A 17,367-nucleotide genomic window follows, 5' to 3' on the forward strand; every position below is an offset into this window, starting at 1 on the left:
TTATTCCCTCCCCGCGAGTATCTTCTCGTTGATCTGTTCGATGCGCGTCACGCCGGTCAGCCCCATGGCGACGCGCATCTCGGCGGCCAGCAGCTGCAGCACATGCGCCACGCCGGCCTGCCCCCCGCCGCCCAGCGCCCAGGCCCAGGCGCGGCCGAGCAGCACGCCCCGGGCGCCCAGCGCGAGCATCCGCACCACATCGAGCCCCGATCGGACCCCACCGTCCGCCAGCAAGGTCAGCCGGTCGCCAACCGCATCGGCGATCGCCGGTAGCGCGCGGGCGGTCGATGGCACCCCGTCGAGCTGGCGGCCGCCATGGTTGGAGACGATCACGCCGTCCACCCCCCGCGCCGCCGCCTCGCGGGCATCTTCCGGATCCAGGATCCCCTTGAGCAGGATCGGCCCATCCCAGTGCTTGCGCACGAAATCCAGCTCGTCCCAGCCGATCGCGGGATCGAAATTGTCGCGCATCCAAGCGAAAAAGTCGTTGAGCCCGGTCTTGCCCGCCAGCACCGGCGCGACATTGCCGAGATGGTGCGGCCGTCCCCACAGGCCCACGTCCCAGGCCCAGCGCGGATGCGCCAGCGCCTGGCCGAATCGCCGCAGCGATCCGCCCAGGCCGGGCGCCCCGGCCAGCCCGGAGCGATAGTCGCGATAGCGCGTGCCCGGCACCGGCATGTCGACAGTGAAGACCAGCACCGGGCAGCCCGCCGCGCCCGCCTGCCGCATCAGGTCGATCATGAAGCCGCGGTCGCGGATCATGTAGAGCTGGAACCAGGGCGGCGTGGCGACCGCCCCCGCCACTTCGGCGAGCGGACAGGCCGAGACGGTCGACAGCGTGAAGGGCACCCCGGCCGCCTCCGCCGCCCGCGCCGCCTGCACTTCGCCGCGCCGCGCGTTGAGCCCCGCCAGCCCCACCGGCCCGAGCGCCACCGGCATCGCCAGCCTTTGCCCGAACAGGCTCGTCGCCAAATCGATGTCCGAAATGTCGCGCAGCACCCGCTGCCGCAGCGCCACGGCCTCGAGATCGGCGACGTTCCGGCCCAGCGTCACTTCGGCATAGGAACCGCCATCGATATATTCGAACAGGAAGCGCGGCAGCCGGCGCCGTGCCAGCTCGCGATAATCGGAGATCGACGCCGCCTTCATGCCGCCTCGCTGCTGCCGGTGGCCAGGGCCCGCCAGCGGGCCGCATAGCCGGCGAGATCGCAATCGAGCGGCTTCACCCGGATGAGCGCCGAGGGCGGTGCCAGCGCCGGATCGATCAGGCGCAATGCCCCATAGGATACGTCGTTATGCTCGTTGGAGACGAAGACGTGCAGGTCCGGCCGCAGCGTGGCGAGCGTGCGGACAAAGGCCTGGGCCTCGCCGAACCGTCCCTCGACCAGCACGCGTTCGCGCGTCCCGATCAGGTCGAGCATCGCATCGGCCACGAGCGCCGCATAGAGGCACACCGCCGCGCGCAGCCCCATCGATTCGCCCGGCCGGTTGATCCAGCGCGTCGCGCCGCCGGGGAACGGCCCCACGCCGGGCGTCAGCGTCGGCAGCACCATCGCACCGCTCGCGACGACACCGGGGAGCGCCGCGATGATCGCCGGCTGATCGGGATTGATGTCGACGCGCCGCGTGTCGATCCCGGTCAGCAGCTCGATCTCGCGCCCGCCCATGAACCGGGCCGAGGGGATCGGCGTGCCATGGGCGTCGACATTGACCAGGCAGTCGCGCGCCTCGGGCAGGCCCGCCAGGTCGACGCGCGCGCCCTTGCCCGGCGTTCGCATCGCGACGAACCAGGTGCCGGTCGACAGCACCGTCGCCTCCTGTTCCGCGATATCGGCAAAGCCTCGTGCCGCGAGCAGGGCCGCGTTCGAATCGTGCAATCCGCAATGCACCGCGACATCGGCGGGCAGGCCGGTGCGCTCGGCCCATTCCGCGCTGATCGTGCCGATCGCCTCGCCGGCATGGCGGAGCGGCGCGAGCCGGGCGGCCCAGCCGCGCCGCTCCGCCAGCGCCGACGGCATGCCCGAGGCGGGGCACCAGAGATCGCTATGGCAGCCCAGGCTCGTCGCCTCGGACGCCGCCACCCCCGAGAATCGCCATGCCCAATATTGCGGCCAGGGCAGGATCGTCGCGTCGCCTTGCAGCAGCGCCGAATCGAGCGACTCGAGGAAATGCAGCTGCAGCCCGAGATTGAGCCCGTCCGGCAGCGCGGGCGAGCCGGTGCGGGCAAAGGGATCACGCTGGCCGCGATAGGCGGCGGCGCATTCGGCCGGGATCGCCTGCTCATAATCGAGCGGCGGTGCGGCCAGCGCCCCGTCGCGCACGATCGCGGCCGCGGCGCCATGGCCGACGGGAATGATCCGCGCCACGCGGCCGATCCCCGCGAACGCGCGCAGTTCCTCCCCTGCCCAGGCCTCGATGCCGGCCGCATCGAGCGTGCGGACGCTCTCGCCGCCCAGCACCGCCATGGGCCGGTCATTGGGTCGTGTCCGCCGGGCCAGCATCGTCCCCGACGCATCCCAGAGACTGAGCTTCGACAAGGTCTTACCCAAATCGAGCACCACGCTCAGCCCATCACCCAATGCTGCCTCCCCATTTTGTTATGATTGATATTTAGCGAAGTTGATTGTATCTGGCTAGACACCTTGATAGAGAAGCTCGCGCCGTACGGGGCGCTGGGGGAGAGTAATTCCGGATGCTTGAAGACGAGACAAGGGTGCGCCGGGGCGTGACCGCCATTCCGTTCGCCGTGCCGCGTAACCGCTGGTCGGATGCGGAGGCTGCCGGCATGTCGCCGGAGGGCCTGCTGCTCTACCGCTCGAACCTGCTGGGTTCGGACCTGACCGTCACCAATTTCGGCGGCGGCAACACTTCGGCGAAGATCGAGATGGCCGATCCGCTCACCGGCGCGCCGGCGACGGTGCTGTGGGTGAAGGGCTCGGGCGGCGATATCGGCTCGATGAAGCTCGACGGCTTCGCCACGCTCTATCTCGACAAGCTGCTCGGGCTCGAGTCGCGCTATCGCGGCGTGGCGTTCGAGGACGAGATGGTCGCGTACCTGCCGCACTGCACGTTCAACCTGAACGCGCGGGCCGCCTCGATCGATACGCCGCTGCACGGCTATCTGCCCTATGCGCATGTCGACCATGTCCATCCCGACGCGATCATCGCGCTGGCCGCGTCGAGCGCGGGCAAGGCGGCAACCGATGCGATCTGGGGCGGCGCGGTCGGCTGGCTGCCATGGAAGCGCCCGGGCTTCGAGCTCGGCCTGCAGCTCCGCAAGCTCGCGGCTGAGCAGCCTGGCCTGCGCGGGGTGATGCTGGAGGGCCATGGCATCATCTGCTGGGGCGACACCGCCAAGGATTGCTACGACAACACGATCGCGCTGATCGCGGACGCCGCCGCCTATCTCAACGAACGCCTGGCCCAGGGCCCGGCGTTCGGCGGCGAGGTGGCCCCGCCCCTTGCCGCCGATGACCGCGCCGTCATCGCCGCCGCGCTCATGCCCCGGCTGCGCGGCCTGATGCGCGGCGCGCGCGGCAAGATCGGCCATTTCTCCGACGATCCCGAAACGCTGGAATTCGCCGGCAGCCGCGATTTCGCCCGGCTGGCCGCAATCGGCACCTCGTGCCCCGATCACTTCCTGCGCACCAAGATCGCGCCGCTCACGCTCGATCCCGCGCGGCTCGACGACGACGCCTATCTGGCCGATGCGCTGGAGGCCTATCGCCAGGGCTATGCCGCCTATTACCAGCGCTGCGCCGAGGCCGGGGATCCGGCGATGCGCGATCCCAATCCGGTGGTCGTGCTGATCCCGGGCATCGGCCGCATCACCTTCGCCGCCGACAAGACCACTGCGCGCCTGGCCGGCGAATTCTATGGCAACGCGATCAACGTGATGCGCGGCGCCGAGGCGATCGGCGATTATGTCGGCCTGCCCGAGAAGGAAGCGTACGGCATCGAATATTGGGCGCTCGAGGAAGCCAAGCTCCAGCGCATGCCCAAGCCCAAGCCGCTGGTCGGCCGCATCGCGCTGGTGAGCGGCGGTGCCGGGGGCATCGGCGCGGCGACGGTGCGGCGCCTGCTCCAGGACGGCGCCTGCGTGATGCTGGTCGATCGCGACACGGACGCGGCCGAGCGGGTCCGCGCCGAGATGGCCCAGGCCTTTGGCCAGGACGTGGTGCGCGCCGAGACCTGCGACGTCACCGACGAGGCGCAGGTCGCCGCCGCCTTCGAGGCCTGCACCCGCGAGTTCGGCGGGCTCGACATCCTGGTTGCCAATGCCGGCATCGCCTCTTCCGCCTCGGTGGAAGCGACCAGCGTCGCGCTGTGGCGCCGTAACTATGACGTGCTGACCGAAGGCTATTTCCTCAGCGCCCGCGCCGCCTTTCCGCTGATGCGCGCGGTCGGCGGGGGATCGATCGTGTTCATCGGCTCGAAGAACGCGCTGGCCGCCGCGGTCAACGCATCCGCCTATGCCTCGGCCAAGGCGGCGTCGCTGCACCTCGCCCGCTGCCTGGCACTGGAGGGCGCGCCCCACGGCATCCGCGTCAACACGGTCAATCCGGACGCGGTGATCAAGGGCTCGCGGATCTGGGACGGCGACTGGCGCAAGGAACGCGCCGGCGCGCACGGCATCGATCCCGGATCGGAGCTGGAGGAGCATTACCGCAACCGATCGATGCTCAAGCGCGACGTGCTGCCCGAGGACGTGGCGGAGGCAGTGCATTTCTTCGCCTCCGAAGCCTCTTCCAAATCGACGGGCAACATCGTCAATGTGGATGCCGGGAACGCCCAGGCGTTCCCCCGATAAGAACAAGAGGGCGCAATGGCGAAGGAACTCCCGCTTTCGGTCGACCAGATCGAGAGCCACAATGCGGCGCGCGTCGAGGCGCTGCGGGACGAATATGACAGCCTGGGCCGCGCGCTCGGGCGCCGCGGGATCGACATCGATGCGGTGAAGGCGCGCGTCGCCGGCTTCTCCGTCGCGGTGCCGAGCTGGGGAGCGGGGCGCGGCGGCACCCGCTTCGCCAAGTTCCCGATCGCCGGCGAACCCACGACGATCCACGAGAAGCTGGCGGATTGCGCGGTGATCCACCAGCTCTCCACCGTCACGCCGCGCGTCAGCCCGCATTTCCCCTGGGACAAGGTGAGCGACTATGCCGCGCTCCGGGACGAAGCGGCGGCGCTCGGCCTGGGCTTCGACGCGATCAACTCGAACACCTTCCAGGACCAGCCCGGCCAGAAGCTCAGCTATCGCGACGGCAGCCTCTCGGCCGGCGATGCGGGCGTGCGCGCCCAGGCGGTGGCGCATAATATCGAGTGCATCGAGATCGGCCGCCAGCTCGGCTCGAGCGCGCTCACGGTCTGGGTGGGCGACGGCACCAACTTCCCGGGCCAGCAGGACCTCGCGCGGTCGCTCGATCGCTATCTGGAAGCCGCGGCCCAGGTCTATGCCGCGCTGCCCGGCGACTGGCGCATGCTGCTCGAGCACAAGATGTTCGAGCCGGCCTTCTACTCCACCGTGATCTCGGACTGGGGTTCGTCGATCCTCGCCGCGCAGGAGCTCGGCCCCAGGGCCAAGTGCCTGGTCGATCTCGGCCATCACGCGCCGAACGTGAACATCGAGCAAATCGTCGCCCGCCTCCACCGCTTCGGCAAGCTGGGCGGTTTCCACTTCAACGACAGCAAATATGGCGACGACGATCTCGACAGCGGATCGATCAACCCGCACCAACTGTTCCTGGTGTTCAACGAGCTGATCGAGGCCGAGCTCAACCCGCGCGACGGGTTCGATCCGGCGTACATGATCGACCAGTCGCACAACGTCACCGATCCGATCGAGAGCATGATCTCCTCGGCCGAGGCGATCGCCGGTGCCTTCGCCAAGGCGAGCCTGGTCGATCGCGAGGCGCTTGCCGCCGCGCAGCAGGCCAATGACACGATGCTGGCCTTCCTCACGCTGCGAAAGGCCTATCGCACCGATGTGTCGCCGATCCTGGCGATGGCGCGGATGGAGGCCGGCGGAGCGATCGATGCGATCACCGCCTATCGCGACAGCGGCTGGCGCGCGCGCAAGGCACAGGAGCGGACGGCCGTGGGGCTCGGCGCTGGCATCGTTTGAGCGGAAAAGATTGATTCCGGCGGATTTGCCGGGCAGAAAGGCTTCAAGAATATTGGGGCCTTACCGCACATGCATGTCGAAGAGCGCGATAGCCTGATCCTCGATCTGATCGGGAAAACCGGCTTCGTGTCGTTCAAGAGCCTGGAGGCGACGGTTCCGGCCTCGCCCGCCACGCTGCGCCGCGATCTCGACCGGCTGGAGGGCAAGGGCGTGATCCAGCGCGTGCGCGGCGGCGCGCGGCTGGTGGAGGACGAGGCGGGCGAGCGCACCGACGTCCAGTCGCTGGCCGGCGTGCCCTTCCACGAGAATATCGACCGCAACCGCAAGCAGAAGGAAGCGATCGGCCGCGCCGCCGCCGCGCTCTGCCAGCCGGGCGAATCGATCATCATCGACGGCGGCTCGACCACGCTGCAGATGTGCCGCCATTTGGCCGGACTCAACCTCCAGGTCCTCACCAATTCGCTCCATGTGGTGAGTGCGCTGCTGCCCCAGCCGGGCACCCGCATCGCCGTGCCCGGCGGATCGGTGTTCCGCGAGCAGAACATCATCCTCGGCATCGGCGGTGAGGAATGCATGCCGCGCGTCCATGCCCCGCGCCTGTTCATGGGCGCGGCGTTCGTCGGCGCGCAGGGCGTGATGCAGGCCGATGTCGTGCTCGCCGCCGCCGAGCGCCAGATGATCGACCGCGCCGAATGGGTGGCGCTGCTCGTGGACAGCTCCAAATTCGCCGCGCCCTCGGGCTCGGTGGTGTGCGGGCTCGACGAACTCGACGTGATCGTGACCGACGCGGCGATCGGCGATGCGCATGCGCGGATGATCGAGCAGGCGGGCGTGAAGCTGATCATCGCCTGAGGCCGGGCACCGCCCGGCCCCATGCGCCAGGGGATCAGGGTGCGCGCAGCAGCACCCTGCCGAACCGCTCGGGCACCGGCTTGCCCCGCACCAGCGCGGCGCGGCCGTTGACGAAGACATAGTCCATGCCCTGGGCATAGGCATGCGGCTTCGCATAGGTCGCCATGTCGCGCACCGTCGCCGGATCGAAGACGATCACATCGGCGAAGGCGCCCTTGCGCAGCGCCCCGCGATCGGGGATCGCGAAGACCCGGGCCGGCAAGCCGGTGGCGGCGTGGATCGCCTGGGCCATCGGGATCACCGGCTTGTCGATCACATAGTTGCGCAGCTTGCGGGGAAAGGCGCCATAGGCGCGCGGATGCTCCGCCGTCTGGCCAAAGGGCGGCAGGCCGCCATCGGTGGAGGTCATCGTCCAGGGCTGCCGCATGAACGCCTCGACGTCCTTGTCGCTCATGTTGAACGAAACGGTGGGCGCCCCGCCCCGCTTGAGCATCTCGATCGCGGCATCGAGCGGATCCAGCTTCAGGATCACGCCGACCTCGTCGAGCCGCTTGCCGTCGAGCGACGGATCGGCCTTGTAGGCGCGGATCTGGATCGCGTGCGGCCCGGCGCGGCGGGCGAGATTAGGGACCATCTCGGCGCGGATGCGGGCACGCATCGCCGGGTCCTCGAGCCGCTTGGCCAGCGCCTCCGCCCCGCCCTCCTGCGCCCAGCCGGGGACGAGCGACGCCATCAGGCTCGATCCCGAGGCGGCATAGGGATATTGATCGGCCCAGACCTGCACGCCGTCGGCCCGCGCCTTGTCGATATGCGCGACCACTTCGGCCGACTTGCCCCAGACCTGCGGCCCGAGCACCTTGATATGGGTGACCACGCCGGGGATCCCGGCCTCCCGCGCGACGGTGATCACTTCCTCCACCGCCGCGACCACGCCGATATCGTAATTGCCCTCGTCGCGGATATGGCTCTCGTAAAAGGCATGCGGGAAGGCGCCGGCCGCCCTGGCCAGGCCGACGATCTCGGCGGTGTTCGAATATTTGGCCGGGATGTAGAAGGGCCCGTCGGACAGGCCGAAGGCGCCCAGCTTCATCGCCGCGGTGACGAGGCCCTCCATCTTCGCCTGCTCCCCGGGCGTGGCGAGGCGATCGACATTGCCCATCACCGCCGCGCGCACAGCATTGTGGCCGATCATCGGGGCGACGTTCACGCCGGGGATATGGGTCCTGAGGTCGGCGATCTGCGGCGCCAGGTCCGCCGGGCCGCCGCCGTCGGGATTGAGGAACAGCGTGGTGATGCCCTGGTGAAGCATCGGCAGCGCGGCGGCGAGTTCGGGTGTCTGGATGTTGGGCGCCGCGTGCGAATGGGGATCGATGAAGCCCGGCGCGACGATCCTGCCGCGCGCATCGACCATGGTCTTCGCGGTCGCCGTGGCGGGAATGGTCCCCACCGCGACGATGCGATCGCCGCGGATCGCGACATCGGCGCGCCGGCCGGGCGCGCCGCTGCCGTCGTACACGGTGCCGCCACGGATCAGCACGTCATATTCCTGCGCGAGCGCCGGGGAGGCCGTCGCGAGCAGCGCGACGGCCGACAGAGCAAATCTCTTCATTTCCCCCTCCCCTACATCTTGAACCGGGCGCCGATGCGGAAGGTCCGCCCCAGCAGGTCGTAGATCGACTGGTTGGTCGCCGGCGTCGCATAGGCGCTGCCCGCCGGCCCCGGCGCCACCACCGGCGGATCCTTGTCGAGCAGGTTGGAGACGTTGAAGAACAGCTGCACGTCCCTGCCGCCCATCTTGAAGCCCTGGGTGATCGAGGCGTCGAGGTAGAAGGCGCCCTTGATCCGGTTGTCGTTGATCGTGCGGTGCGTGACGGTGGAGGTCGGGCAGGCGCTGGTGCATTCGACGAAGCTGTTGTCGTAGACGCCGTCGCTCACCCCGCGCCCGATCAGCGTGAAGTTGAACTCGTCCACGTCATAGCTGGCCTGGGCGCGGTAGAGCCATTTCGGAGTGCCGCCGGGGGCGTTCTGGCCCACCGTGTCGGTCGGCGCGTCGATGCCGTTGTCGAAGTAGTTCTTGATGTAGCGCGTCGCCATGCCGCGCAGCGAGAAATTGCCGGGGCCGACCCGCGTCCGGTACGAAGCCTCGAAATCGATGCCCTGCGCCTTCTGCACTGCGAAATTGAACGGGCTCTCATACACTTGCAGGCTGTTGCCGAACGCATTGGGCCCGCGGACCACGGCCGCGCAGAAGGCCTGGATGCCTTCGTTGCAGCGATCGACGATCGTCTGGGCCGCGACCGACCCGATCGCGCCGTTGATCTTGATGTTGTAATAGTCGACCGACATCGCGAAGCCGCGCAGGAAGCTAGGCTGCAGCACCACGCCGACGCCCCATTGATCGGCCTTTTCGGGCTGGAGCAGGGCGTTGCCGCGAGTGGTGCCGGCAAAGGTGACCGAGGCATTGTTCTGCGAGGAATCGATCAGCACGTTGATCCGGGTCGATCCGGCGGTGAACAATTCGCCCAGGTTCGGCGCGCGGATGTCGCGCGAGCGGGTGGCGCGGAAGCGGATGTCGGGGATCGGCTGGAAGGTCAGGCCCGCCTTCCAGGTGGTGACATAGCCCGAAGTCGAATAGTCGGTCCCGCGCACCGCGCCGTTGAGGTCGAGCCCCTTGATCACCGGCACCGCGAGTTCGACATAGCCTTCGGTCACGCTGTACTGGCCGAAGCTGGGCAGGAAGTTCCCGACGAACCAGCCGGACTGATATTCGGTCGGCACGAAGCCGCTCACTTTCTCGCGGCGATGCTCGCCGCCGACCGAGACGGAGACCGGGCCGGCGGGCAGCGAAAACGCGTCGAACGCCAGGTTGGCGGCGACCACATCCTGTTCGAATTTTTGCCTGCGATACGGATTGCCGAGGACATAGGCGAGCGCTTCGGGGCTGGCGACGCCGATACCGAGGCGATTCAGCGGCACGCAGCCATTGGTCGGCGCGGTCAGCGTCGAGCGGCACACGATCGTGCCCGCCGGCACGCCGATCGCATTGCCCGCCGGCGCGAACACCGCGTCCTGCGCCAGCGCGAGCCGGGCATTGTTGGTGATGTCGCGCGCCATCTCGCGCGTGCGGCTGACGCCCTTCTGGTAATAGACATCCCAGCGCGCGGTGCCGGCGAACAGCGGGAAGCTGCCATTGGCGCCGACGACATAGCGCTGCAGCTCGCGCTCGGTATCGTTCTTGCGGATCGGCAGATCGGCATTGCTGGTGCCGAGCGTGAAGCTGGTGATCCCGCCCAGCTGCGCGCGCACCGAGGCGGGGATATAGGCATTGTCCGAGCGGATCGTGACGTTCGCCTGGTTCAGCTGGACACCGAGCCAGCCGAGATTCTGCGACTTGGCATAGGAAGCCTGGCCGAACAGGTTGAGCCAGTCCGCGACTTCGAAGCTCACCCGCCCGAACAGGCTCTTGCGGTTCTCCTCCGGATCGAGCGACTGGAAGCCGTTGACCTGGGTCGACTGCCAGTCGCCGCCGATCTGCCAGGGATCGCGATTGGTGCCGAAATTATACTGGCTGACCGCGCCGCCATTGCCGAACTGGGTGCCGCGCAGCGCGGTGTTGAGGATGACGCCGCCCCGCGTCGCCTGGCTGAGGCCCGCCCCGGACACGACGAGGCGCTCGGGCTGGCCGTTCCCCGCCACATAGGCGGGGTTGTTGATCATGTACCAGCCGCGATTGTTCCAGTCGCGCGGGACGCCGTGCAGCCCCTCCTTCACCGCGATCTCGCCGTTGAGCAGGATATGGCCGCGCCCGCCGGCGAAGCCGGTGCCGGCGGTCAGCGTCGCGCGGTAGTTGGGCGCATCGCCATAAGTGGAGATGCCATATTCGACCGTGCCCTTGAGGCCGGTATATTCCTTGTCCAGGATGAAGTTGACCACGCCCGACACCGCGTCGGAGCCATAGGCGGCCGAGGCGCCGCCGGTGACGATCTCGACGCTCTTGATCAGGCCCTGGGGAAAGGTGTTGACGTCGACCAGGCCCCCCACGGTCGACCCCACCGAGCGCTGGCCGTCCAGCAGCACCAGCGTGCGCGCGGTGCCGAGCGCGCGCAGGTTGAGCGCGTTGACGCCCGCGGTGCCGGCCGAGATGTTGAGGTTGGAATTGGCCGGCGTCACGCTGCCGACCAGCGACGGGATCTCGTTGACATAGTCGGCGACATTGGCGGGCGCGCTCGCCGCCATGTCCTCCGCGTTGATCACGGTGAGCGGCGTCGGCGCCTGATAGCCGTTGCGCTGGATGCGCGTGCCGGTGACGGTGATCTCGGTCTGCGGCGTCTCGGCCGCCGGCTCGGCATTCTGCGCGTCCTGCGCCCGTGCCGCGCCGTTCCAGAGCAGCGCGATCGCCAGCGCGGACAGAGAGGCGGCCCTCGTCGATCTTGTCATAAATCTTCCCCTTCCTCAGTGTAGTCGAGCGATGATGCCATTCGTGCGCCGGTTGCTCCGGCTGCACCGCATCGGCTCCTTCCTGCGATTCCTGTCAGTCGCCTATCGGCAGCTCCCCGGCCTGGGCCGGCGCGGCAGCGGGCGGCCGCCGGCGGCGCCGGTCGGCTCGCCATTCTCGATGGCGACCACGCCGTTGACGATCACCGTGCGCATGCCGGTGGAGAAGCGCGCGGGATGGACATAATCGGCCCGCGGCGCGAAGCGGCCGGGATCGAATGCGATGACGTCGGCAAAGGCGCCGGGCGCGAGCTTCCCCCGCCCTTCCAGGCCGAACATCGCCGCCGTCACCGCGGTGCTGCGATCGATGAAGGCGCGCAGGTCGATGACCTGCTTCTCCTTCACATAGGTCGCGTATTTGCGGGCGAAGGACGCATAGTAGCGCGGATGGCCCTGCGACGCATCCGAGCTCGTCACCACCCAGGGCTGCCGCATGAAGGCGGCGATGTCCGCCTCGCTCTGGTTGAACGACGCGACCCCCGCCTCGCGCTTCCGCAGGATCGCGATCGCCGCGTCGATCGGGTCGGCGCCGGTGCTCGCGGCGATCTGCGCGAGCGTCCTGCCCTCCGCATCGGCCGGGCCCGAAGTGATGAGCAGCGACGCGGGGCCGCCGCGCCGGCGCAGATTGTCGGCGATCTCCGGCCGCATCCGCGCCATCGCGGCGGGATCGTCGAAGCGCCTGAGCATCGCCGCCCGGCCGCCGTCCTGCGCCCAGCGCGGCATCAGCGCCGCCGACAGCCCCGTCCCGGAGGCGGACCAGGGATATTGATCGGCATGGACCACCTGCCCCGCCTTACGGGCGGCTTCGACCTGCGCGATGATCGCCCCGGCCTGGCCCTGCACGTCGACGCCCAGCGCCTTGATATGGGCGATGTGCACCGGGATGCCGGCCTCGCGCCCGATCTCGATCGCCTCCGCCACCGCGCCCTTCAGGCCGATCGTATAGGAGGATTCGTCGCGCAGATGGCTGTCATAGATGCCGCCCTTCTCCGCCGCCGCCCTGGCCAGCGCCACCACCTCGTCGCGCCGGGCGAAGCTCTGGGGCGCGTAGAACAGGCCGGTCGAGAGGCCGAGCGCGCCCTGGCACATCGCCGAGGAGACCAGCCCCTGCATCCGGGCCAGCTCGTCCGGCGTCGGCGCGCGATCGTCCGGGCCGATCACCTTCAGCCGCACCGCGCCCAGACCGACATAGGTGGCGAAGTTGATGCCATAGTCGCGGCTCGACTGGCCCAGCGCGGCCTCGCCCTCGCCGCCCTTCGCGCCGCCGTCGCGGCCGAAGGTGCGGGCGACATCGGGATCGCCGCCGCCGTCCACGCCGATAAAGGCAGTCGTCACGCCCTGGGTGAGGAACGGCAGCACCAGCCGCGCGGCGGGATCGCCGGACGCCAGCGCGCCGTTCACATGCGTATGGGTGTCGATGAAGCCGGGCGCGACGATCAGGCCGGTCGCGTCGATGATCCTCCTGGCGACGCCCGGCGCCCTGGGGCCGACATAGACGATGTGATCGCCGCGGATCGCCACATCGCCTTTGAACGGCGCGGCATCGCCCGGATAGATGGTGCCGCCGCGCAGGATCAGGTCGTCGGGCGGTGCCGGCCCGTCGCTCCGCGCGATGGCAACCCCGGTAGCGGCGGCCAGCACGATGCCCGCCGCCACGCCAATCTTCAGCCTTCGACCCCGAACCATCCGACGCGACTCCCCTTGCTGCTTGTTGCTTTCGGCTAGGGCGCTCCCCAGAAACCGGGCGACGGCGGCGACAGCACGCCGCCCTCGCCACGAACCCCGCCCGGCCGGTCTTCCGCCAGCCATAGCGGCCCGTCGAGATCGACGAAGCGCGAGCCGGCGGCGATCACCAGCGCCGGCGCGATCGACAGCGAAGTCGAGATCATGCTGCCCGTCATCACGCCGAGCCCTGCCGCCGAAGCGGCTTCCGCCAGCGCGAGCGCGCCGGTGAGGCCGCCCGTCTTGTCCAGCTTGATGTTGATCACCTGATATTTGCCGGCGAGCGCGGCGACATCATCGGCGATATGCGCGGATTCGTCCGCCGCGATCGGGACCAGCGGCGCGAACCCCTCCAGCGCTTCATCCTCCCCCGCCGGCAGCGGCTGCTCGAGCAGGTCCACGCGCAGCTCGGCGAGCATCGGCTGCAGCCGCTCGATCTCGGCGATCGTCCAGCTCTCGTTCGGGTCGACGATCACGCGCGGCGCCGGCGCCGCCTCGCGCACGCGGCGGATCTGCGCCTCGGGATCGCTGCGATCGACCTTGATCTTGATCAGCGGCACGTCGGCCAGGCGCCGGGCCGCCGCCGCCATTGCCGCGGGCGTGTCCAGGCTGACGGTCATCGCCGTCGCGGTCGGCCCCAGCGGCGCCATGCCGAGCAGCTCGGTCACGCTGCGTCCGGCCAGCTTCGCCTCCAGGTCCCACAGCGCGCAATCGACTGCGTTGCGCGCCGCGCCGGCCGGCATCAGGGCGAGCAGCTCCTCGCGGGAAGCGCCGCCCTCGATCGCGCCGCGCGCCGCCGCGATCTCCGCCAGCGCGCCCGCGATCGATTCGCCGTAGCGCGGATAGGGCACGCCCTCTCCCCATCCGACCGCGCCCTCGGCCGCGATCGAAACGGTCACCACATCGGCGACCGTCTTCACGCCCCGCGAGATGCGGAAGGGCGTGGCTAGAGCGAAAGCGTCGCTACGCGCGGCGAGGCTTCGAAACATTGGTCGATCCTGTCGATGATGGAGTCCACGCCCATGGCGAAGGGGTCGGTGCAGGGCAGGCCGAGCGCATCGGCGGTCTCGGCGCAGAGCCGCTCCGCTTCCGCGCGCGGCAGCTTGGACGTGTTGAGCGCCACGCCCACCGCCTGGACATCGGGGCTGGTGAGGCGCGCGACGGCCAGATTGGCCTCCAGCGTCTCCCGCAGCCCCGGCACCGGATAATGCGGAAGGCCGCGCATATGGGCGCGCATCGGATCATGGCAGAGCACCAGCGCCGCCGCCTGCGCACCGTGCAGCAGGCCGGTGGAGACGCCGGCGAAGGACGGATGGAACAGCGAGCCCTGCCCCTCGATCAGATCCCAGCCGCCATCGGTGCGCGCGGGCGAGATATCCTCGATCGCGCCCGAGATGAAATCGGCGATCACCGCATCGAGCGGCACGCCGCTGCCCGCGATCAGGATGCCGGTCTGGCCGGTCGCGCGGAAATCGGCGGCCATGCCGCGTGCGCGCATGCCGCGCTCGAGGCAGAGCGTCGCGTACATCTTGCCCACCGAGCAATCGGTGCCGACGGTGAGCAGCCGCTTGCCCGCGCGCCGCTTGCCGTTGCCGACGGGAATGCCGGGCCGGGGATCGCGCACGTCGTGCAGCTTGCGCCCATGGCGCGCCGCCGCCGCGACGATCGCCGGCTCCTCGCGCAGCCGGTGATGCAGGCCGGACGCCACGTCGAGCCCCGCCTCGATCGCCGCGATGGCATCGCCGACCAGATCGGCGCTCATCCTGCCGCCGGCATTGGCGATGCCGAGCACCAGGGTCCTGGCACCCGCGGCAACCGCTTCCGCAAAGCCCATGCGCGGCAGGCCGAGCGTCAATCCGCAATCGTCGTGCCGGAACTCGCCGACGCAATCGTCCGGACGGAACACCGCCAGCCCACGCGAGGTCTTGATGCCCACCTCATCGTTCGAATGGCCGAGATACAGGAGATAAGGACTGGCAATCATTGAAAACCCCGATGGATGCCTCGCCCTTATGATTGCCGAAACACGGCCCGGCGCCACGTTCGAAAGCCGCGCTGTCGCATAACCATTCGTTATGGACAGGCGGAGTTGAGACGCACCCCGCGTAAAAATACCGCCGCTTGCAATAAGGAAATTCACTGGTCAGGTATCTGTGCAGTACGGACGACAAGAAGCCGTGTAGAAAAGAACAAAAAGCGGGAGAGGCACGACGAAGAAGGGGACGAACTTCGAACGACGTCGCCTGAGGGCGACGTGGGTGGCGGAAACGGTGATCCCGTACGAGAGCACGGTACGGGCATGGCTCGTGCGCGCGCGCGCCTCGGAGGAGGACATCGATGATATCGTTCAGGAAGCCTATTGCCGCCTCGCCGCGCTCGACACGGTCGACCATATCACGCGGCCGGGCGCCTATTTCTTCTCGATCGTGCGCAACCTGCTGCTCCAGCGGCTCAAGCGCGGCCGGATCGTGTCGATCGACATGATCGCCGAGATCGAGACCTATGCGATCGACGACAGCCCCTCGCCCGAGCGCGAGGCGGCCGGCCGGCTGGACTATGCGCGGCTGCGCGCGATCATGGCCGGCCTGCCCGAGCGCTGCCGGCGCATCGTCGAGATGCGCAAGATCGAAGGCATTTCCCAGAAGGAGATCGCCCGCCGCGTCGGCGTCAGCGAGAGCGTGGTCGAGAACGACGTCCATCAGGGCGTCCAGACGATCCTGCGCGTCTGGCGCGACGAGGATCGCCGGGTGACGGCCTGGCTCAACGGCTTCGAGGCCGGTACGCCGCGCGCGGACGGAGGGCGCCGGTCATGACGCACCAGAGCGCACGCGAGATCCAGGAAGAAGCCGCGCGCTGGGTCGCGCGGATGGACGGGTCCGAATGGAACGACCTCGACGAAGCCGAGCTCGCGCTCTGGCTCGACGCGGATTCACGGCGGCGGGGCGCGCTGCTCCAGGCCCAGGCGGCCTGGGCGACGCTCGACCCGTTGCGGCCGGCCAATGCCGAGGATGCGGAGGCCGAGGCACCGGCCGGCCACTCCCGCACCGGGCGGCGGCGCTTCCTGATCGGCGGCGGCGCAGCGATCGCGGCCTCGCTCGCGGGCGCGGCCTTCCTGCTCGATCGCGGCACCGAATATGGCACGCAGATCGGCGAGATCCGCCGCGTGCCGCTCGCCGACGGCTCGACGATGGTGATCAACACCGCCAGCCTGGCCTCGGTGGATCTGGAGGAGGCGCGCCGCCTCGTCCGGATCCAGCAGGGCGAGCTGTGGTTCCAGGTCGCCAAGGATTCGAAGCGCCCCTTCCTGGTGGAAGCGGGGAAGATCCGCGTGCAGGCGGTGGGGACTGCCTTCGCCGTGCGGCGCCGCCAGGCCGGCGCCGACATCATCGTGACCGAAGGCGTGGTGGAAGCCTGGGCCAATGGCGCCACGGCCCCGCACATCCGCATCGCCGCGGGCGAGCACGCCTTCCTGGCGGACGATGCCGCGATCATCCGCGCGCCCGCGAGCGCGAGCTCGGTCTATCGCGCGCTGGCCTGGCGCGAGGGCAAGATCGACCTTGCCGGCGTCACGCTCGCCGACGCGGCCGCCGAGTTCAACCGCTACAATCGCCGCCAGCTCGTCATCGTCGATCCCGGCATCGCCCGGGAAAGCTTCGACGGCACGCTGCGCACCGATGACCTCGAAGGTTTCGCCATGGCCGTGCAGGAAAGCCTGGGCGTGCCGATCGACCTCAGCGATCCGAACGAAATACGACTCGGCCGCCCGCGAAAATAAGGAAAATCGCCGCCGGGGACTCTTGCGGGATGACGGGCGCAAAAAAGCCCGCAAGGGAGAGGAAAAACATGGGGATTATGCGGGGGCGTGCTGCCCTGTTGGGGGCTACCGCTTGTATCTTTGTAGTCACGGCACCGACGGCTTCGGCGCAGAAGCGCAGCTTCGACGTATCGGCCCAGGCGGCGGAAACCGGCATCGTCGCGCTGGGCCATCAGGCCGACATCCAGATCATCGCCGCCCGTAAATATACCAGCGGGAAGCGCACCGGCTCGGTGCATGGCGAGATGACGATCGACCAGGCGCTCGGCGCGCTGCTCCAGGGCACGGGGCTGGTCGCGCGCCAGACGGGCGCCAAGACCTATGTCGTGCTGCCGGCCGCCGGCGCGGTCACGCCCACCAGCCC

13 protein-coding genes are annotated in these 17,367 nt (G+C 69.1%); 6 read left to right on the plus strand and 7 right to left on the minus strand.

Annotation, left to right across the window (positions count from 1 at the left end; genetic code table 11):
• Together lldD and OMP43_RS21365 are read right to left on the minus strand one after the other, a co-directional pair.
• Complete coding sequence (gene lldD / locus OMP43_RS21360) at positions 1-1,149, minus strand: FMN-dependent L-lactate dehydrogenase LldD (RefSeq protein ID WP_280281576.1); 1,149 nt, start codon at positions 1,147-1,149, stop codon at positions 1-3.
• A complete protein-coding gene (locus OMP43_RS21365) occupies positions 1,146-2,579 on the minus strand; it encodes a carbohydrate kinase (protein WP_280281577.1) in 1,434 nt (477 codons plus the stop codon). The genes lldD and OMP43_RS21365 overlap by 4 nt, the downstream gene beginning before the upstream one ends.
• Before the next feature lie 146 nt (positions 2,580-2,725).
• Here OMP43_RS21365 and OMP43_RS21370 point away from each other — a divergent pair, with 146 nt between their 5' ends.
• The 3 genes from OMP43_RS21370 (at position 2,726) to OMP43_RS21380 (ending at position 6,973) form a co-directional block, all read left to right on the plus strand.
• Positions 2,726-4,810 carry a bifunctional rhamnulose-1-phosphate aldolase/short-chain dehydrogenase gene (locus OMP43_RS21370; protein WP_280281578.1) on the plus strand — a complete coding sequence of 695 codons (2,085 nt, stop codon included), beginning with the start codon at positions 2,726-2,728 and terminating at the stop codon, positions 4,808-4,810.
• Between the two features lie 15 nt (positions 4,811-4,825).
• Positions 4,826-6,121: an L-rhamnose catabolism isomerase gene (rhaI, locus tag OMP43_RS21375; protein ID WP_280281579.1), complete on the plus strand. Its 1,296-nt coding sequence runs from the start codon at positions 4,826-4,828 to the stop codon at positions 6,119-6,121.
• A gap of 69 nt (positions 6,122-6,190) precedes the next feature.
• Positions 6,191-6,973, plus strand: a complete 783-nt coding sequence (locus OMP43_RS21380; protein WP_280281580.1) for a DeoR/GlpR family DNA-binding transcription regulator — start codon at positions 6,191-6,193, stop codon at positions 6,971-6,973.
• Positions 6,974-7,007: 34 nt separating this feature from the next.
• Here the strand turns inward: OMP43_RS21380 and OMP43_RS21385 are convergent, their stop codons facing one another.
• The 5 genes from OMP43_RS21385 to dgcN form a co-directional block, all read right to left on the minus strand.
• Positions 7,008-8,582, minus strand: coding sequence for an amidohydrolase family protein (locus OMP43_RS21385; RefSeq protein WP_280281581.1), 1,575 nt, complete (start codon positions 8,580-8,582; stop codon positions 7,008-7,010).
• Between the two features lie 11 nt (positions 8,583-8,593).
• Positions 8,594-11,410, minus strand: coding sequence for a TonB-dependent receptor (locus tag OMP43_RS21390; RefSeq protein ID WP_280281582.1), 2,817 nt, complete (start codon positions 11,408-11,410; stop codon positions 8,594-8,596).
• 102 nt (positions 11,411-11,512) lie between these two features.
• Positions 11,513-13,153 (minus strand): amidohydrolase family protein, encoded by a 1,641-nt coding sequence (locus OMP43_RS21395; RefSeq protein ID WP_280281583.1) that lies wholly within the window; start codon positions 13,151-13,153, stop codon positions 11,513-11,515.
• Between the two features lie 35 nt (positions 13,154-13,188).
• Positions 13,189-14,178, minus strand: a complete 990-nt coding sequence (dgcA, locus tag OMP43_RS21400; protein WP_280281584.1) for an N-acetyl-D-Glu racemase DgcA — start codon at positions 14,176-14,178, stop codon at positions 13,189-13,191.
• Positions 14,136-15,173: an N-acetyltransferase DgcN gene (gene dgcN, locus OMP43_RS21405; protein ID WP_280281585.1), complete on the minus strand. Its 1,038-nt coding sequence runs from the start codon at positions 15,171-15,173 to the stop codon at positions 14,136-14,138. Before dgcN ends, dgcA begins: the two co-directional genes overlap by 43 nt.
• Before the next feature lie 274 nt (positions 15,174-15,447).
• Between dgcN and OMP43_RS21410 the strand changes: the two genes are divergently transcribed.
• The 3 genes from OMP43_RS21410 to OMP43_RS21420 all read left to right on the plus strand — a co-directional run.
• Complete coding sequence (locus OMP43_RS21410; protein WP_280281586.1) at positions 15,448-16,002, plus strand: RNA polymerase sigma factor; 555 nt, start codon at positions 15,448-15,450, stop codon at positions 16,000-16,002.
• Positions 15,999-16,964: a FecR domain-containing protein gene (locus OMP43_RS21415; RefSeq protein ID WP_280281587.1), complete on the plus strand. Its 966-nt coding sequence runs from the start codon at positions 15,999-16,001 to the stop codon at positions 16,962-16,964. The genes OMP43_RS21410 and OMP43_RS21415 overlap by 4 nt, the downstream gene beginning before the upstream one ends.
• 68 nt (positions 16,965-17,032) lie before the next feature.
• Positions 17,033-17,367: STN domain-containing protein (locus tag OMP43_RS21420; RefSeq protein ID WP_280281588.1), on the plus strand; the 335-nt coding region annotated here is incomplete at its 3' end.

It is taken from the genome of Sphingomonas sp. CBMAI 2297 (assembly GCF_029870595.1).
Lineage (GTDB): Bacteria > Pseudomonadota > Alphaproteobacteria > Sphingomonadales > Sphingomonadaceae > Sphingomonas.